We start from the raw sequence: 20,213 nt of genomic DNA, 5'->3' as shown, positions 1-20,213 counted from the left end.
ACCGGCGCCGGGCTGATCGAGGTGGCCGAGGAGGGGCCGCGCGGCCCGTGCGGATCAGCGGAAGTCGCCCGCGTGGTCGGCGGCCCACTCCGCGAACGTGCGGGCGGGGCGGCCGGTGATGCGCTCGACCTCCGGGGACGGCTCGGGCGGATGCTCGACGGCGTGGGCGCGCAGGCGGAGCAGGGCGTCCACCAGGCCCTCCCGCATGTAGGGGCGCTTGAGCATCTCCTCCCGCGCCTCCTCCGGCCCGATCTCCTCGAAGCGGGCCGGCCGGCCGCTCGCCGCGCCGATGAGCCGCACCATCTCCGGCTGCGTGAGCGCCTCCGGGCCGGTCAGCAGGGGCCTGGTGCCGACGAGGGCGTCGGTGAGCAGGGCCTTCGCCGCCACGGCCGCGATGTCGCGCTCGTGGATCGGGGTGCTGCGCGCCGCCGCGTACGGCCCGCGGACGGCGGCCCCGGTGCCGATCGCCTCCCGCCAGGCCAGCGTGTTCGCCGCGAACTCGCCGGGACGGACGAACGTCCACTCCATCCCGGACGCCTCGATCGCCCGCTCGATCTCCAGGTGGGGCGCGGCCAGCTCGTTGGCCGGATCGTCGTCGAGCGCGGCGGCCGACGACAGCAGCACGACGCGCCGCACGCCGTGGTCGGCCGCGCGGGACAGCAGCCCGTCCGCGCCGCCCCAGAACACGACCGGGTTCAGGAAGATCGAGGTGATGCCGTCCAGCGGCATCTCGCCGGTGCGTGCGACCTCGACCCCGCCGGGCAGGTGCGCGGTGGCGGGGTCGCGGGTCAGCGCGCGGACCTTGGCGCCCGCGCAGAGCAGTTCGCCGACGACGTTGCGTCCGACGTTTCCGGTGGCTCCGGTGATGAGGAACATGCGTCCAGGTTCAACCAAGCGGATGACAATGTCAAATAGCCGGTTGGTTGAAGAAGGGGCTACCATGAGGCCGTGACGGACACGACGAGGCGGACGCGCCGTGCCCCCGCCCCGCACGAGCGCAAGCTCGACGCCGAGCGGTCCCGGCGGCTGCTGCTGGACGCCGCGCTGGACGAGTTCTCCGCCAAGGGCTACGCGGGCGCCCGCGTGCAGGACATCGCCGACCGCGCCGGCGTCAACAAGCAACTGATCAACTACTACTTCGGCGGCAAGGAGGGGCTGCACGCCGCGCTCCTGCAGCGCTGGCGGGAGCGGGAGGCCACGTTCAACGACCCGTCCGTCCCGTTCGAGGAGGTGGCGGCCCGGTACCTGCGGCACGTCCTGGACGACCCCCGCGGGACGCGGCTGAGCGCCTGGCGCGGCCTCACCGGGAACCTGGACGCGCCTTCGCCCGGCGACCGCGAGGACCTGTCCGACCTGCGGCGCCGCCAGGCCGAAGGGGAACTGGCCGGCGACCTGGACCCGGCCGCGGTCATGCTGGCGGTGATGGCCATGGTCGCCGCGCCGGTCACGATGCCGCTCGCCGTCCGCCGCGTGTTCGACCTCGACCCCGGCTCACCCGAGTTCCGCGAGCGCTACACCGAGCAGCTCCGCCGCATCCTCCGGCACCTCGCCGGGGACGCTAGTCGTTCCACCACATGAAGAGCGAGTGCCCGACCCGGATCGGCAGCTCGCCCAGGCCGAGCGCGCCGGTGATGTGGTAGACGAAGCCGAAGAACGCCTCGTTGATCGGCCCCAGCCACAGCAGGGCGATCAGGATGAGGAAGACATAGCCGCCGTAGGCGCTCGCCTGGTCGGCCCACCGGCGCGGCAGATAGGGCTCGATGATGCCGAAGCCGTCCAGGCCCGGAATCGGTAGCAGGTTCAAAATGGCGGCCGTCACCTGCAAGAACGCCAGGAATGCAACGCCCAGCCAGAAGACGCCGTGGTCCTGGTGGGCGAAGTTCTTGTAGATGACGGCGAGCATCACGGCGAACAGCGCGTTCGACAGCGGGCCCGCCGCCGAGATCAGGCTGTGCCGCAGCCTGCCGCGGATCACGTGCCGGTCGATCCAGACGGCCCCGCCGGGCAGGCCGATCCCGCCGAGGATGATGAACACCACCGGGATCAGGAAGCTGAGGATCATGTCCGAGTACTTCAGCGGGTTCAGCGACAGGTAGCCCTTGGCGACGACGCTGCGGTCACCCGACCGGTAGGCCGTGTACGCGTGCCCGAACTCGTGCAGCGACAGGGACACGATCCACGCCGCGATCACGAACCCGAACACCGCGATCCGGGCCTCCTTGGCGGGATTGTCCTCGTACCGCCAGGCGAGCAGGCCGCACAGCACGGTCGCCGCCACGACCGCGAGGAACACCGGGCTCGGCCGCACGGCCGCGCTTCCCCGCTTCTCGTGCGCAGTCCCGGTCATCGTTCCCGGCCCCTCTCGATCCTCACCTTGGAAACCCTCTCCCGGCCCGGGTCACGGCGCCGCGATCACCGGGACGACATAGGTGCGCAGGAAACGGCGCAGCCCGTCGGCGTCCCGGTCCCGGTCCATCACGATCAGCGAGGTGATGATCCGGAAGAGGAACTCCACCGTCCCCTCGACCTCGATGTCGGCCCGTAGCGTCCGCTGCCGCTGCGCCCGCTCGAAATAGGGCCGGACGTAGTCGCAGCACAGCGCGAGCACGTGCTCGGCCGCGCCCACGACCGCCGCCTGCATGTGGCCCGCCGCCTCCGGCACGAGGAAGTGCGCGATGGCCGGCGCGCCGCGGACGTATTCGACCGCGTCCAGCGTGCCCTCGACGATCGCCGCCGAGACCGACCGTTCGCTGCGCAGCCGCTCGGTGAGCCGGTCGAGGAACCGGTGCAGATCGCGCAGCACGACGGCGAGGATCAGCTCGTCCCGTCCGCCGGTGACGCTCCGGTACACGGTCGCCCGCGACAGTTTCGCGGCGGCGGCGATGTCCTCGACCGTCGTCTTGGCCACACCGAAACGGCCGAAGCACTCTTCGGCCGCGTCGATGATCCGCTCGCGCGTCGCGTCGGTGGTGACCGGGGGCATGCCTGAACATTACCGGCAGCCCGCGATCCGTCAGTCCAGCGTGTACTCCAGTGCCCAGGTGTGCCCGCCGTCCTCGGTGACGGTGATCTGGCCGAGGCCGCGGATGCCCGAGAGCTCCCCGGTCCCCGACGTGGGGACGATCAGCCACCGCAACCACTGGGTGTCGGTCGTCCCGTCCTCGCTGCCCGCGCTGTGCTGCAGGACGAACGTCCCCTCGCGGCCGTGCAGGATGCCCTGGACGCGCTCGATCCCGACATAGGCGGCGGGGCCGCCGGGCGTCTCCACGGTGATCAGCTCGGTGGTGCTCGTTCCGACGAGGTCGCCGTGGAAGTGCTTGCCGACGTGGACGCGGGTCAGCCTGGTGCCGTCCTGCTCCTCGTAGGGCTTCTCGGCGTCCCATGCCTCGATGTTGAAACTGCCTGTGGCTTGAAACGTCATGCCCGCCATGATGCCCGTCCCGTCCCCCGGAGGCGAACGCTCAGAAGAGCGGCCACGCGCCCGAACGTCAGCCCGGCCGCGCCGCCGCCGGGACGGCGGTTCAACGCACTGCTCGACGAATGCCGCGCCGCGCGTGCCGGCCGACTCGGTCAGGAATCGAGAAGCGCAGGTCACCGGACCGCGCCTAGCCTGATCGTCATGGACATCACCATTCACACCAGCGTCCTGCCGCACGACGACCCGGACACGTCCCTGGCCTTCTACCGCGACGTCCTCGGCTTCGAGGTCCGCAGCGACGTCGGGCAGGGCAAGATGCGCTGGATCACGGTCGGCCCCGCCGGGCAGCCCGACACGTGCATCCTGCTGGCGCCGCCGTTCGCCGACCCGGGGATCACCGACGACGAGCGCCGCGTGATCTCCGAGATGATGGCCAAGGGCACCTACGGCTGGATCCTGCTCGCCACCCGGAACCTCGCCGAGACCTTCGAGAAGGTGCAGGCCCACGATGTCGAGGTCGTCCAGGAGCCGACCGAGCAGCCGTACGGCATCCGCGACTGCGCCTTCCGCGACCCCGCCGGGAACATGGTCCGCATCCAAGAGGTCGGCTGAGCCATGTGCCGTCCCGAGTGGGGCCGCGCCCGCACCGAGGCGCGGCGCCTGGACGACCTGGCGCGGCTGCGGCGCGTCCGCGACCGGATCGACCGCGAGTACGCGCGGCCGCTGAACGTCGAGGCGCTCGCGCGCGGCGTCCACATGTCGGCCGGGCAGCTGGGCCGCCGGTTCCGGCAGGCGTACGGCGGGTCGGTGTACGCGTACCTGATGGCGCGCCGCATCGAGCGCGCCGCCGCGCTGCTGTGGCGCGACGACCTCAGCGTCACCGAGGTCTGCTTCGCGGTCGGCTGCTCGTCGCCGGGCACGTTCAGCACGTGTTTCACCGAGCTGGTCGGCATGCCGCCCAGCGCCTACCGTCGCCGCGCGGCGACGGTAGGCGCTGGGCGCGACGGCCACTGGCCCGGCTGACGGGCGCGTCGCACTCATCGACGCCGAGACGCCGCGCCCGGAGCTTGCCGGCCTGGATGAGCACCCTCTTCTGACGGCACGTCAGAAGAGGGTGCCCTCGTGCTGGATTCCGCGTAGGGCGTCGTAGTCGAGGGTGACGCAGTCGATCCCGCGGTCGGTGGCGAGGACGCGGGCCTGCGGCCTGATCTCCTGGGCCGCGAACACGCCGCGGACGGGCGCGAGGTGCGGGTCCCGGTTGAGCAGCTCCAGGTAGCGGGTGAGCTGCTCGACACCGTCGATCTCGCCGCGGCGTTTGATCTCGATCGCGACCGTGGCGCTGTCGGCGTCCCGGCACAGGATGTCGACCGGGCCGATCGCGGTGGGGAACTCGCGGCGGATCAGGGTGTAGCCGTCCCCGAGCGTGGTGATGTGCTCGGCCAGCAGCTCCTGGAGGTGCGCCTCCACGCCGTCCTTCCGCAGGCCGGGGTCGATGCCGAGTTCGTGGCTGGTGTCGTGCAGGATCTCCTCGATCGTGAGGATGAGCCGTTCGCCCGACTTGCCGTGCGTGACCGTCCAGCGCGCGATGGCGCCGTTCTCCTCGTGGCTCTCCTCGCGCAGTGAGCAGGGCGGGTTCATCCAGTTCAGGGGCTTGTAGGCGCGGTCGTCGGCGTGGATGCTCACGCTCCCGTCCGCCTTGATCAGGATCAGGCGGGGAGCCATCGGCAGGTGGGCGGTGAGCTTGCCGGCGTAGTCGACGCTGCAGCGGGCGATAACGAGACGCACGCTGCCTCACCTTAGTGCGCGGAGCGCGGGGGCGCGGGCGCTCAGCCGAAGGCCAGGATGATGACGGCGTCGATCAGGCGGTCGAGGTCGGCGCGGTAGACGTCGTCGCCGGCGATGAGGTGCCGGGTGACCAGGCCGTCGAAGCCGTTGAGGAAGAAGCGGGCGATCGCCTCGGTGCCCGTGGCGAGGGTGACGCCGGTCCGCTCGGCGAGCCCGGTCACCAGGTCGGCGGCGGTGCGCTCCATGGCGTACTGGTGGGCGCGCAGTGTCTCGCGGATGTCGGGGTCGCGCAGGCCGTAGCTCATCAGCTCGTCGAAGACCTGGTAGCGGCCGGGACGCTCGTTGCAGGCGTCCCACAGCGCCCACGCCATGAGCCGCACGGATTCGGCGAAGCCCTCCTTTCCGGGGGCGGCCTCGTCGGGGGCGGTGGCGCAGACCCGGTCGATCATCTCGCCGGCGAGCCGGTCGATGACCGCGCCGTACAGCTCGCGCTTGGTGCCGAACGTGTAGTGGACGGTGGCCTGCGCGACCCCCAGTTCGGCCGCGATGGCCCGGGTGCTGGCGGCCTCCACCCCCTTGCGCGCGATCAGGTCGATCGCGGCTTCGATGAGCTGGGGACGCCGCTCGGCGGCGGGGACGTGCGCCATGGCGCCCAAGGATACCGAGGCCGCGGCGGGACGGCGGACCTAACTTTGTCGATCGACTTGTTCAAGTGACAAAGTCGGTCGTACAGTCGTTTCCGTTGTGCCGAAACCGAGGGGGACGACCACATGACGAACCTGCTGCAGCGGACCGGACGGCTCGCCTACCGCCGCCGCGTCGCGGTGCTGGCGATCTGGCTGGCGCTGCTCGCCGCGCTCGGGGGAGCGGCCGCGGCCTTCGCGGGCACGCCGAGCGAGGAGTTCCGGGTACCCGGCACGGAGGCGCAGAAGACGCTCGACCGCATCTCCGGCACCCTGCCCGAGTACGCGGACGCGTCCGGGACGGTCGTGCTCGCCGCCCCCAAGGGACAGCGGCTCGACCCGGGGGGCGTGCGGCCGGTCGTGGAAAGGGCGGGGCAGGTGCCGGGCGTGGCCCGGGCCGTCGACCCGTTCGCCGCGCGGGCGGTGTCGCCGGACGGGCGGATCGCGCTCGTCCAGGTCGTGTTCGCCCACCCGAAGGGCGAGGTGGACGACGCCGCGCTCGACGGGGTGCGGGACGCGGCGGCCCCCGCCCGGGACGCCGGGCTCCAGGTCGAGTTCGGCGGGGACGCGTTCACGCCGAAGGTCGAGGTGGGCGGCGCGGAGACCGTCGGCGTCGGTGTCGCGGTCGTCGTCCTGCTGATCACGTTCGGATCGCTGGTCGCCGCCGGGCTGCCGCTGCTCAGCGCGCTCGCCGGCGTCGGCGTGGGAATGGCCGGGCTCTTCCTGCTCGCCGGTCCGCTGGAGATCATCTCGACCGCGCCGGTGCTCGCGCTGATGATCGGGATGGCCGTCGGGATCGACTACGCGCTGTTCGTGCTGTCGCGGCACCGGCAGAACCTCGCCGCCGGCCACGAACCCGAGGACGCCGCCGCGCTCGCGGTCGGCACCGCGGGCGGCGCGGTCGTGTTCGCCGGCGCCACGGTCGTGGTCGCGCTGGCCGGGCTCGCGGTCGCGGGCGTCCCGTTCCTCACCGTCATGGGCCTCGCGGCGGCCGGCGCGGTGATCGTCGCGGTGCTGGCCGCGCTCACGCTGCTGCCCGCGCTGCTCGGCTTCGCCGGCCGCGCCGTCACCCGGCTGCGGGTGCCGGGGCTGCGCGGGGACGTCCGGGACGGCGGCGCCGGCCGGCGCTGGGCCCGGTTCGTCGTGCGGCGCCCGCTGCCCGTCCTGCTGGCCGGGCTCGCCGTCGCCGGGATCATGGCCGTCCCGGCACAGGACCTGCGGCTCGGGCTGCCCGGCGGCGGCTCCTACGCCGGCGACACCAGCGCCCGCCGCGCCCATGACCTGACGGCCGAGGGGTTCGGGCCCGGCTTCAACGGCCCGCTGATCGCCGTCGTGAACGGCGGTCCCGCCGAGGCGCGGCGGGCCGCCGGGCGGATCGGCGCGCTGCCGGACGTCGCGACCCTCCTGCCGCCGAGCACGTCCGCCGACGGGCGGACGACCGCACTGCCCGTCATCCCGAAGCACGGCCCCGACACCGAGGCCACGCAGCACCTGGTCGAGGCCATGCGGGACGTCCCGGGCGTCGCCGTCACCGGCACGACCGCCGCGAACATCGACATCTCGCAGAAGCTCGGCGACGCGCTGCCGCCGTTCGTCGCGGCGATCACCGTCGCCTCGCTGCTGCTGCTGGCGCTGGCGTTCCGGTCGGTGCTGGTGCCGGTCAAGGCCGTCGCCGGGTTCCTGCTGAGCGTGGCCGCGTCCCTCGGCGCCGTCGTCGCCGTCTACCAGTGGGGATGGCTGACCGATGTCGTCCCGGTCCCGAAGACCGGGCCGATCGTCAGCTTCCTGCCGATCCTGCTGATCAGCGTGCTGTTCGGTCTCGCGATGGACTACCAGCTGTTCCTGGTGTCGCGGATGCGGGAGGAGCACGCCAGGGGCGCCGGGCCGCGCGAGGCCGTCGTCACCGGGTTCGCCGCCGGCGGACGCGTCGTCACCGCCGCCGCCCTCATCATGATCGCGGTGTTCGGCGGGTTCGTCGCCGGGCACGACCCGATCGTCCAGCCGATCGGGTTCGCGCTCGCGGTCGGCGTCGCCGTGGACGCGTTCGTCGTGCGGATGGGCCTCGTCCCCGCCGTGATGGCGCTGCTCGGCCGCGCCGCCTGGTGGTTCCCGCGCGTGCTCGACCGTGCCGTCCCGCATGTGGCCCTGGAGGGCGAAGCCCTTCCCGAGCCCGGGGACGAGCGGGGGCCTAAGACCGTCCGGGTGTGACGGTGCCGAGGCTAAGACGTGTCCGCCCGAGAACTAAGGCGTGCTGCCGATGTGGGGCCGCGGACCTTAGAGCGAGTCTGTTGGATGTCGGGCCGTGCCGATCGGCCCGGAACATCCAGGAGGGGCCGTGTACCACCACGACATCATGCAGTCGATCATGAACGAGCGGGCCCGGGAGATGCGGGCGCGGGCCGGGGTCGAGCGGGACGCCCGGCTGGCCCGCAGGGCCCGCGAGTTCTGGGCCGAGCGCACCGAGCGCTTCGCCGTGCACCGGCCGCGCCGCCACGGAGCGGCGCCCGCGCGATGACGCGAGCCCCCGGCCGGGCGGGGAACGGCCGGGGGCTCGCGCCTAGCGGAATGATAATCTTTGTCAAGTCTGGAATTCCGCGGATGCCGTGATTAGCGTCGCCGGTGGGTGTTCATCCTCCACCGGCGAAAGGACCCCCGCGCATGTCTCTCGACGTGACTCCGGAACTGCTAGAGACGGCACAGAAGGGCGAGGTCGGCGACGCGGCCTTCGTCGAGTGCATCAGGACGTCCCTCCCGTACGCGTGGGACATGATCAGCGGCCTGGTGGCCCGGCTCCGGGTGGACGGCGGCGACTTCGCCGACAACCTCACCCCGCCGCCGGACGAGCAGGCCCGCGGCCAGCTTCTCCGCGTCCTCGCGAGCGACGCCATGCGCGGTGCGCTGGAGCGCCACTTCGGCGTGCGGCTGGCGTTCCAGAACTGCCACCGCGTCGCCGTCTTCCCCGCCGCCGGCTCCGCCGCCCACCGCACCTTCGTGACCCCCCGCGAGCAGATCCTCAACCAGTCACCCGAACTCCGCGACTGCTGACCTCCACCCGCGGCGTGTTGCCCATGCGGGATGCCCTTGGGCAACACGCCGAGCGGCGGCGTCCGGGCGGGTGTGTTCTCCAGGGCGGCGTCCTGTCCGGAGGCGCGCCCCCCCGTCGTACCCGGCATCGGCGGTGCGTGAGCGCTCTGCAAGACTGCCAAGCATGACTGAGGGTTCGTTCAGCAGGGTCGGGGTCGTCGGACTGGGCACGATGGGCGCGGGCATCGCCGAGGTGCTGGCGCGCGGTGGCCTCGCGGTGGTCGGCATCGAGGTGAACCAGGACGCGCTGGAGCGCGGGCGCGGCAACCTGGAGGGCTCCACCGGACGGGCGGTCAAGCGCGGCAGGCTCACCGAGGACGCGCAGCGGGAGATCCTCGGCCGGATCACGCTCTCCACCGACTTCGCCGAGCTGGGCGGCTGCGACCTCGTGATCGAGGCCGTCCCCGAGCGGCTCGACCTCAAGCGCAAGGTCTTCGCCGAGCTGGACCGGGTGTGCCGGGACGACGCCGTGCTGGCCACGAACACCTCGTCGCTGTCGGTCACCGACATCGCGGTCACCACCGGACGTCCCACCAAGATCGTCGGGGTGCACTTCTTCAACCCGGCGCCGGTGATGAAGCTGGTCGAGGTCATCGGGACCGTGCTGACCGAGCCGGAGGCCGTGACCCGCGTCGCCGACCTGGTGAAGGGCCTCGGCAAGACCCCGGTCACGATCGGCGATCGCGCCGGGTTCGTCGCCAACCGGCTGCTGTTCGGCTACCTGAACCAGGCCGCCGGCATGCTGGAGTCCGGGCACGCGACCCGCGACGACATCGACACCGCGATGAAGACGGGCGCCGGCCTGCCGATGGGCCCGTTCACCCTCATGGACCTGATCGGCCTCGACACCTGTCTTGAGGTGCTGGAGGCGATCTACGCCGAGTCCCGCGACCGGCGCCACGCCGCCTCCCCGCTGCTGCGCGAACTCGTCACCGCCGGGCTGCTCGGACGCAAGTCCGGCCGCGGCTTCTACTCCTACGACGGGTCCGGGACCGCCGGGGCCCGGGCGGCGGAGGGGCCGCCGCCGGTCGTCGGCGTCGTCGGCGTCGGCCCGCTCGCGGACGCGATCGCCGCGCTGTGTGACCGCGCGGGCGGCCAGGTCCGCGACTCCGCCGCCGCGCTCGCCGAGTGCGATCTGATCATCGAGGCGGCGGAGGACGCCGAGGCCGCGCGGGCGCTGCTGCCGGCCGCCGCGCAGGCCGCCAAGCCGGACGCGGTACTGGCCGTCACCTCCGTGGGCGGCTCGGTGATCGAGCAGGCCATGGCCGTCGGACGTCCCGCCGACGTCGTCGGGCTGCACCTGCCCGACCCGGCCGGCACGCTCGCCGAACTCGCCGCCACGGTCGCGACCGGCCCGGCCGTCGCCGACCGCGCCGCCGCCCTGCTCGAACGCCTCGGGCTCACCGTCGTCCGGTGCCGCGACCGCGCCGGGTTCATCGTGGACGCCCTGCGCTTCCCCTACCTGAACGACGCCGCGGCCATGCTCGGCGCCGGATACGCCGACGCCGGCTCGATCGACGCCGCGATGACGCTGGGCTGCGGCTACCCCACCGGCCCGATCGCCGACCTCGACCGCCTCGGCCTCGGCCGCGCCGTCACCGTCCTGCGCGCCCTGCACGCCGAGACCCGCGAGCCCGCCCTGGCCCCCACGCCCCTGCTCGTCGAGCATGTGACCGCGGGAAGGCCGCTGCGCTGAATATCCTCGGAGCATGAGCCCCCGCAAGAACCGCCGCGCCGCCTCCGGACGTTCGTCCAAAGGCGGCGGCGGCGGGTCGTGGGCTCAGCGGACCGAGGAGGGGCCGGACGGCGAGTGGATCGTCCGGGCCATCGCCGGGGCGGCCGCCGCCAAGGCGTACCGGTGCCCCGGATGCGACCAGGAGATCCCGCCGGGCGTCGCGCACGTCGTCGCCTGGCGGGCCGACGACCAGGGCGGCGACGACCGGCGGCACTGGCATCGGCCCTGCTGGCAGGCCCGCGCCCGCCGGGCGCCCCGCGTCATGCGGTCGCGCAACGCCCCCCGGTACTAGCCGCGGCGGGGTACCCCCAGAACGACTCGAAGGAGACCCATGGCGGAGATCAGGGCGGCGACGGTGCTGCCGGCGCGGCGCGAGGAGATCACGCTGCACACGTCCGACGGGCTGAAGCTGGTCGGGGAACTGGCGCTGCCGCCGGAGCGGCCGCCGGTCGCGACGCTGGTCTGCCTGCACCCCCTGCCGACCGCCGAGGGCATGATGGACAGCCACGTCCTGCGCAAGGCGTCCTACCGGCTGCCCGCGCTCGCCGACCTGGCCGTGCTGCGGTTCAACACGCGGGGGACGACCTCGGCGCGCGGCACCAGCGAGGGCGAGTTCGGCGAGGGGGAGACCGAGCGGTACGACGTGGCGGCGGCGCTGGAGTTCACCGAGTACCACGACCTGCCGCGGCCATGGCTGCTCGGCTGGTCGTTCGGTACCGAACTGGCGCTCAAGTGGGGCCGGGACCCGCTCGTCGAGGGCGTGATCCTGCTGTCCCCGCCGCTGAAACGCGCCGGCGACGCCGATCTGGACGCGTGGGCCGCCGACGGGCGCCCCGTGGTCGCGCTCGTCCCCGAGTTCGACGACTATCTGCGTCCGGCGGAGGCGCGGGAGCGGTTCAAGCGCGTCCCGCAGGCCGAGGTCGTCGCGGTGGACAACGCCAAGCACCTCTGGGTGGGTGAGCCGTATGTCCGGATCGTCCTGAACGAGATCGTCCGGCGGGTCGCGCCCGCCGGCTACCCGCTCCCCACCGAATGGGACGAACCGGGCAGGTAACCTCACGCGGCCGATCGCGGCCACTCCCGTCCCACCCGGCACCGGAGCGGGTAAGGATTCTCTTCGTGGATGCCCACTGGGAGGACCGCCCATGACCGTGCAGCTGTACGCCAGGGATGTCGGTACCGGCACGCCGCTCGTTCTGCTGCACGCCTTCCCGCTGTCCTCGGCGATGTGGCTCGCCCAGCGGGAGGGGCTTGCGGGGCGGTTCCGGGTCATCACCCCGGACATGCGCGGCTTCGGCGGTTCCGTGCTCGGCGACGACGCCCCCTCGATCGACGCGATGGCCGACGACGTCGCCCGCATGTTCGGTGACCTCGGCGTGCGGCGCGCCGTCGTCTGCGGCCTGTCCATGGGCGGGTACGTCGCGATGGCGCTGTGCCGCCGCCATCCCGATCTCGTCCTCGGCCTCGTGCTCGCCGCGACCCGCGCCGCCGCCGACACCGAGACCGCCCGGGCGAACCGGCTCCGGCAGGCCGAGCGGCTCGACCACGAAGGCGGCCCGCAGGTCCTCGTGGACGACGTGCTGCCCGGCCTCGTCGGCCCCACCACGCACCGGCAGCGTGCGCTGATCTACGGGCGGGTGCGCGGGCTCGTCCAGGCCACGCCGCCGTCCGCCGCCGCGTGGGCGCAGCGCGCCATGGCCGGCCGCGCCGACGCGTTCGGCACGCTCCGCGGCCTCCGGGTGCCGGGCCTCGTCATGATCGGGGACGAGGACGCGCTCGCCACCGAGGACGAGGCCCGCGCCATGGCGGACGCGCTGCCGGACGCGGAACTGCTGGTCCTCCCGCGCGCCGGGCACCTGTGCGCGGTCGAGCAGCCGGACCTGTTCAACCAGGCGGTGGCGGAGTTCACCGCCGCCCTCGCCCGGACCGCCTGCTGAGCCGTCCGCCTAGAGCGTCTCCTGGCGCGGCATGACGACCTCCCGGATCAGCAGCGAGATCGCCGCCGCCGTCGGGATCGCCAGCAGCGCGCCGACCACGCCGAGCAGCGCCGCGCCGACGAGCGCCGCCACGATCGTCACCGCGGGCTGCACGTCGACCGTCCGCTTCATGACCCGCGGATACACCAGGTAGTTCTCCACCTGCTGGTAGATCAGATAGAAGATCGCGCAGACGATCAGGTCGGTGAGGTCCCCGGTCAGGAACGCGACCAGGCACACGACCGCCGCGCCGATCGTCGCGCCGACGAGCGGGATCAGGTCGGTCACCGCGACGATCAGCGCCAGCGCGAGGGCGTACTTCACCCCGACGATCGACAGGAAGACGTACGAGCAGACGCCCGCGATGAACGCGATCGTGAACTGCCCGGCGACGTATCCGCCGATCCGGTCGAGGATCTCGTCGCCGAGCAGGGCGACGCGGGCTCTGCGGGAGCGCGGTGCGAGCTGGTAGAAGAACGTCTTGATCTGCGGCAGCGAGCTGAGGAAGTACAGCGTCAGGATCAGGATCGTGATCGTCTGGAAGACGCCGTTGACCGCGACCTTGCCGATGCCGGTGGCGGTGTCGGTGAGGCTCTTCTGGAAGTCTTCGCTGGTCACCGCCTTCTCGGCGCGGTCCAGCAGCCCGTAGCGCTTGTCCCAGTCGGCGAGCGTCCTGTTGTCCTGCAGCTGCTGGACGTACTCGGGGATGTTGTGCCGCAGCTCGGTGACCTGCTCGGACACCGGCTGGACGAGGGAGGCGACGAATCCCGCGAAGAAGAGGATCACCACCAGGAACACCGAGGCGACCGCCGCGCTGCGCGGGAACCCGAACCTGCGCAGCCGCTCCACCGCCGGGTTGAGCCCGACCGCGAGGAACATCGCCACGATGATCATCACGATCACCGATTTGGCGTTCGTGGCGGCCTTCACCAGCATCCACGCGGTGATGACGCCGAGCGCGGCGGTGAACCCGAACACGAACGGGTGGGCGCGGCCCAGCGGCTGCCCGGGCCGGCCGAACGGGAACCGGTGGTCGACGCCCGCCTCGCGGCGGCGCTGCTCGACGTCGTGCGCCGGGTCGGGCGTGCCGGGCTCGGGCGGGACCCGTTCGGTGAACGCCGGTGTCGGCGGCAGGCTGACCGGCGCGCCGGTCGCGGGGTCGCGTTCCCCCACGGGCTCGTCCGGCTCCTCGGGCCGCAGCGCACCGCTCGGCGCGACGCTCCCGGCACCGCCGGCGGTCTCGCCGTCGCCGCCGTTCTCGTCATCGTCCGCGGGGGGCGCGGGAGCGGGAACACCGTGCCGGGTCTCCGGCCGGTCCGGGCCGGGTGCCGTCTCCGGCTCGTCCTCGCGGGAGGTCTCGTCGGGCACGGCGCTCTCCTTCGTCGTCTGCCTTGTCCGAGCGACGTGGTCGCCCACCTGTCGTGGAGCGGGATCGCCGGACCCCGCTCCACGGTGGTGAGACGAAGGAAAGCCTAGAGGCGTTCACCGCCTCCAGGCTTTCCCCGACGCCGATCTCAGCGGGTCACTCCTGCCACCAGTCCTCGTCGTCCTCCTCGGACTTCTTGGCCTGGGCCTGCTTGGCGGGCGCCGCCTTCGCGGCCGGCTGCTGCTTGGGGGCCGGCTTCGGCTCGGCCGCCGGGATCGCGGCCTTCTCCGGGGCCGGGGGCAGCTCGGGCTCGGCGCCCATCGTCGGGGCGACACCGCCGATGAGCTGGCGCAGCTGGTTGAGGTGGCTGGTGATGCTGTCGCGCTGCCGGGTGAGCTCGTCGACCTGGCGCTGCGCCGCCGTCCGGACGCGGTCGGCCTCGGCCTTGGTCTCGGCGAGCAGCTGCTCGGCCTGCGCCTTGGCCTCGGCGATCACGTTGTCGGAGTTCTTGCGGGCGTTGGCCATCAGCTGCTTGGCGTGCGAGTCGGCCTCGCGCCGGGTCTGCTCGGCCTGCTGGGTCGCCTTCGCGGCCCGCTGCTCGGCGGACGCGGCGCGCTGCTCGGCCTCGGCGACCAGCTTCTGGGTCGCGGCCTGCGCGGCGGCGTGGCGCTCGGCGTCCTGCCGGTCGGCCTCCTCGCGGCGGGCGGCGAGCTGGATCTCGAACTCGGCCTCGGCCTGGGCGCGCTGGGCCTCGCTCTCCTCCAGGATGCGCTGCGCCTGGGCGCGCATCTCGTCGGCCTGCCGCTTGGCCGTGGTGAGGATCTCGTCCCGCTCGCGCTTGGTGGACGCGCGCAGCTGCGCGACCTCGCGCTCGGTGGTGGTGCGCAGCTTGGCGATCTCACGCTCGGCGCTGGCCCGCTTCTCGGCGACCTCGTGGTCGGCGGTGGCGCGCAGCTTGGCGACCTCGCGCTCGGTGGTGGAGGTCAGCTCGTCGGCCTCGCGGCGGGCGGAGGTGCGCACCTCCTCGGCCTCGCGCTCGGCCGCGTTGCGCATGTCGTCGCCCTCACGCTGGGCGTTGGCGCGCAGCTCGGCGGCGTCGTTCTCGGCGGTGGCGCGTTGCTCGGCGGCGTCGACCTTGGCCGCGGCCTTGATCTCGTTCGCCTCCGAGCGCGCGGCCTGCACCAGCTCGGTCGCCTGCTCCTCGGCGAGCCGCAGCAGCTGCTCGATGCGGGCGCCGAGGCCGGAGTAGGTGGGACGTTCCTGCTCCTGCAGCTGACGATGGGCGTCCGACAGCTCTCGCTGCAGTGCCTGGGTCTGCTCGCGGGTCTGCCGCACCTCGTTGTCGAGCTGCTTGATGTGCTCGTCGACCTGGTGCCGGTCGTAGCCGCGAAGCACCACGTCGAACTCGCGCGGGGGCGTGTCTTCAAAGAAGTTGCTGAGCTGGGCGTCGATGTCGGACTGCATGTGGCTCAATCCTGATGTGACGGGGCTACGGGTGGGTTCCGGGGACCGGTTGATCGCCTGGCGTGAACGGGCGCAGTGCCCCAGACCTCTTCAGACCTCTTCCGGCGAATGAAGCGTACTCCGGACGCTGCCGTGTTGGGGGCTCATCTGGACGCGCTGCGTGGAATGTCCGTTTTATTGGAACACGTTACGGGTTTACGGGTGCCCAGGTACGGAGGCACAAATACACCAAATGTGGCGGAACGGTCACAGAGCGGCGGTCGGCGCCCCGCCGCCGCCGCCGTGATATCGAACACGTCACGATCCGGTCGCTTCCGTGCAGCGCCGGACCCGCAAGATCAATCCGTGTCGGAGCGCTTCTGCACGAGTTCGGTCAGCACGCCGTGGCAGTCCTTGGGGTGCAGAAAGTTGATCAAGGACCCCATGGACCCGCGGCGCGGCGCGTCGTACAGCACCCGCACGCCCCTGCCCGCGATGCCGGCCGCCTCCTCGGCGACGGCCCCGTCCGTCCCGAACGCGATGTGGTGGACGCCCTCGCCGTTCTTCTCCATCCACTTGGCCACCGCCGAGTCGTCCCGGATCGGCTCGATGAGCTGCAGGTAGCTCGCCGCGCCGTCCCCGGTCTCGTTGATCTTGAGCATGCACTCCCGGACGCCCTGCTCCTCGTTCACCTCGAAGTGCGCGTCGGTGAAACCGTAGGTCGCCTTGTAGAACTCGACGGTCGCGTCCAGATCGCGGCAGGCGATACCGATGTGGTCGATACGGGTCAGCATGGGCTTTCTCCCTACTCGGACGGCCAGGCGGGGGCGAACGGAACCGAACGACGTTCCCCTGGGTATGGTGGCAAACGTCGCCGCAGCACCACCCTGGAGGCCCCCATATGACCGCCACTTCCGTGATCGTCGCCGGAGCGCGCACCCCCATCGGACGCCTGATGGGCTCGCTGAAGGACTTCTCCGCCGCCGATCTCGGCGCGCACGCGATCAAGGCGGCGCTGGAGCGGGCCGGAGTGTCCGGCGACCAGGTGCAGTACGTGATCCTCGGCCAGGTGCTGCAGGCGGGCGCGGGCCAGATCCCGTCCCGGCAGGCGGCGGTCAAGGCGGGCATCCCGATGAGCGTCCCGTCGATCACCATCAACAAGGTGTGCCTGTCCGGGCTGGACGCGATCGCGCTCGCCGACCAGCTGATCCGCGCGGGCGAGTTCGACATCGTCGTGGCGGGCGGCATGGAGTCGATGACCCAGGCCCCGCACCTGCTGCCGAAGTCGCGCGGCGGCTACAAGTACGGCTCCGTCGAGGTCCTCGACCACATGGCCCACGACGCGCTCACGGACGCGTTCGACGCCGTCTCCATGGGCGAGTCGACCGAGCGCCACAACGCCAAGCTGGGCATCTCCCGCGCCGAGCAGGACGAGTTCTCCGCCCGCTCCCACCAGCGCGCCGCCGAGGCCATCAAGAACGGCGTGTTCGACGACGAGATCGCCCCGGTGGAGATTCCCTGGGGGGTGGCGGGGCGTAGCCATGGGGGCGGAACACAGCGCAAGGGCGACCCGATCGTGTTCGCCAAGGACGAGGGCGTGCGCGGCGACACCACGGCCGAGAGCCTCGCCCGGCTGCGCCCCGCGTTCAGCAAGGAGGGGACGATCACCGCCGGGTCGTCCTCGCAGATCTCCGACGGCGCCGCGGCCGTCGTCGTGATGTCCAAGAGCAAGGCGGAGGAGCTGGGGCTCACCTGGCTCGCCGAGATCGGCGCGCACGGCAACGTCGCCGGCCCGGACAACTCGCTGCAGTCCCAGCCGTCCAACGCGATCGAGCACGCCCTCGGCAAGGAGGGCCTCACCGTGGACGACCTCGACCTCATCGAGATCAACGAGGCGTTCGCGTCGGTGGGCATCCAGTCGATGCGCGACCTCGGCGTCGGCCCCGAGAAGGTCAACGTCAACGGCGGCGCGATCGCGCTCGGCCACCCGGTCGGCATGTCCGGCGCCCGCATCGTCCTGCACCTCGTCCACGAGCTGAAGCGCCGCGGCGGCGGCACCGGCGCCGCCGGCCTCTGCGGCGGCGGTGGCCAGGGCGACGCGCTCATCCTCCGCGTCCCGCGGGCCTAGCCGAATCTCACTGGCCGCTGGGCTGCACGGTCACCGTCGTGAAGCCCAGCGCCTTGAGCATGTTCTCCAGCATCGTCTTGGCGTTGGCGTCCGCGCGCGCTTGCAGGCCGCTCTGGGCCGCCGCCGTCTGGATCTTCTGGGACGCCAGGACGTAAAGCTGCTGCTGGTTGTTCGGGTTGCTGCTGAAGAAGTCGCCGAAGCGGTCGATGAGGCCCCGCTCGGTGGCGTAGACGTAGCTGGTCTTCGGGTCCAGGTTGGTCTTCTCCAACTGGGCGTGCGGGAGCGTGATCGTCGCGGCGGTGCGGTCCTTGTTCACCTTGACGGCGCCGCCGGCGAGCCCGGAGAAGTCCACGTAGGCGTCGACGGTGCCGTTGCCGACGAACAGCGTCCGCTTGCCGCGCAGCGACCCGGGCAGGAACTTGGCGTCCTTCTCCAGGTCCACGATGACCTGGAAACTGCCGCTCGCCGCCTCGTAGCGGTGCAGGTCGCGGATCGACTTCAGCAGGACGGGCCCGCTGCGGTCCTTCGTCTCCTCGCCGAACGGGTCGAGCCAGCCCGGCAGCCCGCGCAGCGCCTGCTGCGCCACCAGCACCAGTGCGACCGTCGCGACGATCAGCACTGCCGGGGTGAGCAGGCCGCGCCGGGGGGCGCGGGACCGTTCGGGGGGCGACGTACGGGGGGCGTCGTTCTTCGGTCGGGCCATGTCCGACACTTTCCCGGCTTCTCCGTCCGCTATCTGCCGATCCGGTGAGGTCGGCGTGGACTCCGGTGTGATCAAGGCCATAGCGCGGGACGAAACCCCAGGCCGGAGACCGGGCGTTGACGGGACGTGGACATGATTCGTGTTTTCCGGTTCGCCTCCATCGGCGAGGCGATCTCGTTCCTTCTCCTGCTGCTGGTCGCGATGCCGCTGAAGTACGGCGCGGGCGCGCCCGCGGGCGTCCAGTTGCTGGGCCCGGTGCACGGAGTCCTGTTCATGGCCTACGTCGGCCTGGTCTTCATCGTCCGCGACCAGCTCGGCTGGGACCTCAAGCGCACCGTCCTGGCCTTGGGCGCCGCCGTCCTTCCCGTGGCCCCCTTCCTGGTGGAGCGCTACTGGACCACGCCCGCGGAGGCGGCCTCCTCGGCCGCCGGCTCGGCCACGTGACGGCCTGAGACTCCGCGACCGCGGGCGCTGCCCCTTGCCGGCCGGGAGGGCGCGGGCCGGAAGTCGCCGGGGCCCAGGGTGCAGGTGCGGTACTCGGTGAAGTGCCGGTTCAGCCAGGCGCGGCGGCGGTATTCGCCCAAGGACGCGAAGAGGCGCGCCGCGCGTGTGTCGGTGATGGACGGGGGTTCGTCGCCGAGGAGCCAGGCGTCGACCAGCGCGCGGTAGCCGTCGGCGCAGGTGCCGGAGTCCTTGAGGGCGTCGCTGATCTGCCGGGCCGCGCGGGCCGCGTAGCCGGGGGAGAGGTCCTCGTCGAGGTGGATGAAGGCGACGCCGTGCGCCACTGAGACGGGCATCCAGGACGGACGCTGCTCCACCCTCGTGAACGCGCCGGGCGTCCCGCTCAGCCGCGCGGCGAGGGGGACGACCGCCTCCATCAGGTTGGGCAGCGCCTCCCGCAGCGCCGGGTGCACGCAGACCACCACCGGCCACTGCCTGCACACCGGCTGCGCGGGCAGGGCCCGGACCGTCCCGCCGCCGGAGCCCTGCAGGCCGAGCGTCGCGGTGACGGTCGCGGCCAGCGCGGTGACCAGGGGGAGGACGAGCAGGAACCGCCGCGTCACCCACAGGACGTAGCCGAGGATCAGCACGGCCGTCAGCCCGGCCGTCCAGAGCACCTGGTCGGCGAACACCCGGGGGCGCAGGGTGGTGAACAGGTCGATGCGGGGGAACGCGGCGGGGGGCAGCAGGCTCCACCACGACACGCCGGGCAGGCGCAGCGCCGCCCACAGCAACGTCATGCCGAACGCCAGGGCGGCCGTCGCGCGGTTCGGGATGACGCGCCCCATCAGATAGCCCACGACGACGTGCAGGACGAGCGCGCCCGCACCCGCGATCATGCCCAGCGGGTGCGGCTGCCCGGCCTCCTGCTGCGCCAGGGTGACCGCGACGACGAGGACCGTGACCGCGCCGTAGGAGACCAGCGCGGCGGACGACAGCAGCAGCAGGTCGAACAGCACGCCGGTGGCGGGCGAGCGGGCCGTGAGGTCGCGCAGGTAGTCGAGCGGGCGTTCCCGGACCGCCGCCCACGCCGCGAGCCCCGCGGCGACGGGGCCGAGAAAGCGGACGGCGTTGACCAGTGCGATGACCGTGTTGTCCCAGTAGGCGGCCGACGGGTACAGCGACGGGATCGCCGCCGCCGCCCCGATCACGATGAGGACCGGCACCGCGATCAGCAGCGCGGTGCGGCGGGCGTCCAGCCGGAGCACCCGCCCGAGATCAGACACCGGTGGCGCTCCCGGCGGGCGGGCGCCTCGCCCGCAGCCCTGTCAGCTGCCTCATCTGCGTCATCTGCGGCAGGGACAGCTGCGGCAGCTGCGGCAGTTGCAGCCGCGCGGGCCGCCGCCGGGCCGGGCCGGGCCGCACGGTCCGCGACGCGGGACGGCGCGCCC

23 protein-coding genes are annotated in these 20,213 nt (G+C 72.5%); 12 read left to right on the top strand and 11 right to left on the bottom strand.

The window, feature by feature from the left end; all coding sequences use genetic code 11:
- Positions 1–54: 54 nt before the first annotated feature.
- Entirely contained in the window at positions 55–876 is an 822-nt protein-coding gene (locus tag AF1_RS23135) for an NAD(P)H-binding protein (protein WP_067803094.1), read from the bottom strand.
- 72 nt (positions 877–948) lie between these two features.
- Between AF1_RS23135 and AF1_RS23130 the strand changes: the two genes are divergently transcribed.
- A complete protein-coding gene (locus tag AF1_RS23130) occupies positions 949–1,578 on the top strand; it encodes a TetR family transcriptional regulator (RefSeq protein WP_067803091.1) in 630 nt (209 codons plus the stop codon).
- On the opposite strand, the gene AF1_RS23125 is transcribed toward AF1_RS23130, so the two are convergent.
- Genes AF1_RS23125 through AF1_RS23115 form a run of 3 tightly spaced genes read right to left on the bottom strand, consistent with a single transcriptional unit; the run spans position 1,559 to position 3,421 of the window.
- Positions 1,559–2,347, bottom strand: a complete 789-nt coding sequence (locus tag AF1_RS23125) for a site-2 protease family protein (protein ID WP_067803088.1) — start codon at positions 2,345–2,347, stop codon at positions 1,559–1,561. The two genes, AF1_RS23130 and AF1_RS23125, sit on opposite strands and share 20 nt — an antisense overlap.
- A 51-nt stretch (positions 2,348–2,398) precedes the next feature.
- A complete protein-coding gene (locus tag AF1_RS23120) occupies positions 2,399–2,983 on the bottom strand; it encodes a TetR/AcrR family transcriptional regulator (RefSeq protein ID WP_067803085.1) in 585 nt (194 codons plus the stop codon).
- A gap of 30 nt (positions 2,984–3,013) precedes the next feature.
- Positions 3,014–3,421, bottom strand: coding sequence for a DUF3224 domain-containing protein (locus tag AF1_RS23115; RefSeq protein ID WP_242608952.1), 408 nt, complete (start codon positions 3,419–3,421; stop codon positions 3,014–3,016).
- 198 nt (positions 3,422–3,619) lie between these two features.
- Here AF1_RS23115 and AF1_RS23110 point away from each other — a divergent pair, with 198 nt between their 5' ends.
- Both AF1_RS23110 and AF1_RS23105 read left to right on the top strand, forming a co-directional pair.
- Positions 3,620–4,030 (top strand): VOC family protein, encoded by a 411-nt coding sequence (locus AF1_RS23110; protein WP_067803079.1) that lies wholly within the window; start codon positions 3,620–3,622, stop codon positions 4,028–4,030.
- A 3-nt stretch (positions 4,031–4,033) separates the two neighbouring features.
- Entirely contained in the window at positions 4,034–4,441 is a 408-nt protein-coding gene (locus AF1_RS23105; protein ID WP_067803076.1) for a helix-turn-helix transcriptional regulator, read from the top strand.
- Positions 4,442–4,522: 81 nt separating this feature from the next.
- On the opposite strand, the gene nucS is transcribed toward AF1_RS23105, so the two are convergent.
- Together nucS and AF1_RS23095 are read right to left on the bottom strand one after the other, a co-directional pair.
- Positions 4,523–5,203 (bottom strand): endonuclease NucS, encoded by a 681-nt coding sequence (gene nucS, locus AF1_RS23100; protein WP_067803074.1) that lies wholly within the window; start codon positions 5,201–5,203, stop codon positions 4,523–4,525.
- A 41-nt stretch (positions 5,204–5,244) separates the two neighbouring features.
- Positions 5,245–5,850: a TetR/AcrR family transcriptional regulator gene (locus AF1_RS23095; protein WP_067803072.1), complete on the bottom strand. Its 606-nt coding sequence runs from the start codon at positions 5,848–5,850 to the stop codon at positions 5,245–5,247.
- Between the two features lie 123 nt (positions 5,851–5,973).
- Here AF1_RS23095 and AF1_RS23090 point away from each other — a divergent pair, with 123 nt between their 5' ends.
- From AF1_RS23090 to AF1_RS23060, 7 genes are all read left to right on the top strand, one after another.
- Complete coding sequence (locus AF1_RS23090; RefSeq protein WP_067803069.1) at positions 5,974–8,094, top strand: MMPL family transporter; 2,121 nt, start codon at positions 5,974–5,976, stop codon at positions 8,092–8,094.
- A 127-nt stretch (positions 8,095–8,221) separates the two neighbouring features.
- A complete protein-coding gene (locus tag AF1_RS23085) occupies positions 8,222–8,401 on the top strand; it encodes a hypothetical protein (protein ID WP_067803066.1) in 180 nt (59 codons plus the stop codon).
- Between the two features lie 143 nt (positions 8,402–8,544).
- The gene (locus AF1_RS23080; protein ID WP_067803064.1) at positions 8,545–8,931 is read left to right on the top strand and encodes an SCO5389 family protein; all 387 of its coding nucleotides are present in this window, start codon (positions 8,545–8,547) and stop codon (positions 8,929–8,931) included.
- 163 nt (positions 8,932–9,094) lie between these two features.
- Positions 9,095–10,666, top strand: a complete 1,572-nt coding sequence (locus AF1_RS23075) for a 3-hydroxyacyl-CoA dehydrogenase family protein (protein ID WP_067803063.1) — start codon at positions 9,095–9,097, stop codon at positions 10,664–10,666.
- Between the two features lie 13 nt (positions 10,667–10,679).
- Positions 10,680–10,997 carry an ATP/GTP-binding protein gene (locus AF1_RS23070; protein ID WP_067803061.1) on the top strand — a complete coding sequence of 106 codons (318 nt, stop codon included), beginning with the start codon at positions 10,680–10,682 and terminating at the stop codon, positions 10,995–10,997.
- 39 nt (positions 10,998–11,036) lie between these two features.
- On the top strand, positions 11,037–11,759 hold the full coding sequence (locus AF1_RS23065) for an alpha/beta hydrolase (RefSeq protein WP_067803055.1): 723 nt from the start codon (positions 11,037–11,039) through the stop codon (positions 11,757–11,759).
- Between the two features lie 91 nt (positions 11,760–11,850).
- On the top strand, positions 11,851–12,642 hold the full coding sequence (locus tag AF1_RS23060; protein ID WP_067803054.1) for an alpha/beta fold hydrolase: 792 nt from the start codon (positions 11,851–11,853) through the stop codon (positions 12,640–12,642).
- 9 nt (positions 12,643–12,651) lie between these two features.
- On the opposite strand, the gene AF1_RS23055 is transcribed toward AF1_RS23060, so the two are convergent.
- The 3 genes from AF1_RS23055 to mce all read right to left on the bottom strand — a co-directional run bounded on the left by AF1_RS23055 (position 12,652) and on the right by mce (position 16,284).
- Positions 12,652–14,049 carry an AI-2E family transporter gene (locus AF1_RS23055; RefSeq protein WP_242608953.1) on the bottom strand — a complete coding sequence of 466 codons (1,398 nt, stop codon included), beginning with the start codon at positions 14,047–14,049 and terminating at the stop codon, positions 12,652–12,654.
- A 154-nt stretch (positions 14,050–14,203) separates the two neighbouring features.
- Positions 14,204–15,511 (bottom strand): DivIVA domain-containing protein, encoded by a 1,308-nt coding sequence (locus AF1_RS23050; RefSeq protein WP_067803052.1) that lies wholly within the window; start codon positions 15,509–15,511, stop codon positions 14,204–14,206.
- A gap of 338 nt (positions 15,512–15,849) precedes the next feature.
- Complete coding sequence (gene mce / locus AF1_RS23045) at positions 15,850–16,284, bottom strand: methylmalonyl-CoA epimerase (RefSeq protein WP_067803051.1); 435 nt, start codon at positions 16,282–16,284, stop codon at positions 15,850–15,852.
- Positions 16,285–16,391: 107 nt separating this feature from the next.
- Here mce and AF1_RS23040 point away from each other — a divergent pair, with 107 nt between their 5' ends.
- Positions 16,392–17,618, top strand: a complete 1,227-nt coding sequence (locus tag AF1_RS23040) for an acetyl-CoA C-acetyltransferase (protein ID WP_207394152.1) — start codon at positions 16,392–16,394, stop codon at positions 17,616–17,618.
- A gap of 7 nt (positions 17,619–17,625) precedes the next feature.
- Here the strand turns inward: AF1_RS23040 and AF1_RS23035 are convergent, their stop codons facing one another.
- A complete protein-coding gene (locus tag AF1_RS23035) occupies positions 17,626–18,321 on the bottom strand; it encodes a DUF4230 domain-containing protein (RefSeq protein WP_067803048.1) in 696 nt (231 codons plus the stop codon).
- Positions 18,322–18,453: 132 nt separating this feature from the next.
- Here AF1_RS23035 and AF1_RS23030 point away from each other — a divergent pair, with 132 nt between their 5' ends.
- Entirely contained in the window at positions 18,454–18,765 is a 312-nt protein-coding gene (locus AF1_RS23030) for a DUF3817 domain-containing protein (protein ID WP_131732859.1), read from the top strand.
- On the opposite strand, the gene AF1_RS23025 is transcribed toward AF1_RS23030, so the two are convergent.
- Positions 18,711–20,048, bottom strand: a complete 1,338-nt coding sequence (locus AF1_RS23025) for a hypothetical protein (RefSeq protein ID WP_174548887.1) — start codon at positions 20,046–20,048, stop codon at positions 18,711–18,713. The two genes, AF1_RS23030 and AF1_RS23025, sit on opposite strands and share 55 nt — an antisense overlap.
- Between the last annotated feature and the right edge of the window lie 165 nt (positions 20,049–20,213).

The organism is Actinomadura formosensis NBRC 14204 (assembly GCF_001552155.1).
In the GTDB taxonomy this organism is placed as follows: domain Bacteria; phylum Actinomycetota; class Actinomycetes; order Streptosporangiales; family Streptosporangiaceae; genus Spirillospora; species Spirillospora formosensis.
Note: the sequence above shows the minus strand (reverse complement) of the source record. Positions and strands in the feature narration are given on the sequence as shown.

What these genes read in the sequence shown, in the direction of transcription:
- AF1_RS23075 (WP_067803063.1), top strand. Translation starts at nt 9,095, where the DNA reads ATGACTGAGGGTTCGTTCAGCAGGGTCGGGGTCGTCGGACTGGGCACG.
- AF1_RS23030 (WP_131732859.1), top strand. Translation starts at nt 18,454, where the DNA reads ATGATTCGTGTTTTCCGGTTCGCCTCCATCGGCGAGGCGATCTCGTTC.
- AF1_RS23090 (WP_067803069.1), top strand. Translation starts at nt 5,974, where the DNA reads ATGACGAACCTGCTGCAGCGGACCGGACGGCTCGCCTACCGCCGCCGC.
- AF1_RS23110 (WP_067803079.1), top strand. Translation starts at nt 3,620, where the DNA reads ATGGACATCACCATTCACACCAGCGTCCTGCCGCACGACGACCCGGAC.
- AF1_RS23050 (WP_067803052.1), bottom strand. Translation starts at nt 15,511, where the DNA reads ATGCAGTCCGACATCGACGCCCAGCTCAGCAACTTCTTTGAAGACACG.
- AF1_RS23105 (WP_067803076.1), top strand. Translation starts at nt 4,034, where the DNA reads ATGTGCCGTCCCGAGTGGGGCCGCGCCCGCACCGAGGCGCGGCGCCTG.
- AF1_RS23040 (WP_207394152.1), top strand. Translation starts at nt 16,392, where the DNA reads ATGACCGCCACTTCCGTGATCGTCGCCGGAGCGCGCACCCCCATCGGA.
- AF1_RS23060 (WP_067803054.1), top strand. Translation starts at nt 11,851, where the DNA reads ATGACCGTGCAGCTGTACGCCAGGGATGTCGGTACCGGCACGCCGCTC.
- AF1_RS23080 (WP_067803064.1), top strand. Translation starts at nt 8,545, where the DNA reads ATGTCTCTCGACGTGACTCCGGAACTGCTAGAGACGGCACAGAAGGGC.
- AF1_RS23125 (WP_067803088.1), bottom strand. Translation starts at nt 2,347, where the DNA reads ATGACCGGGACTGCGCACGAGAAGCGGGGAAGCGCGGCCGTGCGGCCG.
- AF1_RS23095 (WP_067803072.1), bottom strand. Translation starts at nt 5,850, where the DNA reads ATGGCGCACGTCCCCGCCGCCGAGCGGCGTCCCCAGCTCATCGAAGCC.
- mce (WP_067803051.1), bottom strand. Translation starts at nt 16,284, where the DNA reads ATGCTGACCCGTATCGACCACATCGGTATCGCCTGCCGCGATCTGGAC.
- AF1_RS23120 (WP_067803085.1), bottom strand. Translation starts at nt 2,983, where the DNA reads ATGCCCCCGGTCACCACCGACGCGACGCGCGAGCGGATCATCGACGCG.
- AF1_RS23135 (WP_067803094.1), bottom strand. Translation starts at nt 876, where the DNA reads ATGTTCCTCATCACCGGAGCCACCGGAAACGTCGGACGCAACGTCGTC.
- AF1_RS23115 (WP_242608952.1), bottom strand. Translation starts at nt 3,421, where the DNA reads ATGACGTTTCAAGCCACAGGCAGTTTCAACATCGAGGCATGGGACGCC.
- AF1_RS23065 (WP_067803055.1), top strand. Translation starts at nt 11,037, where the DNA reads ATGGCGGAGATCAGGGCGGCGACGGTGCTGCCGGCGCGGCGCGAGGAG.
- AF1_RS23070 (WP_067803061.1), top strand. Translation starts at nt 10,680, where the DNA reads ATGAGCCCCCGCAAGAACCGCCGCGCCGCCTCCGGACGTTCGTCCAAA.
- AF1_RS23035 (WP_067803048.1), bottom strand. Translation starts at nt 18,321, where the DNA reads ATGGCCCGACCGAAGAACGACGCCCCCCGTACGTCGCCCCCCGAACGG.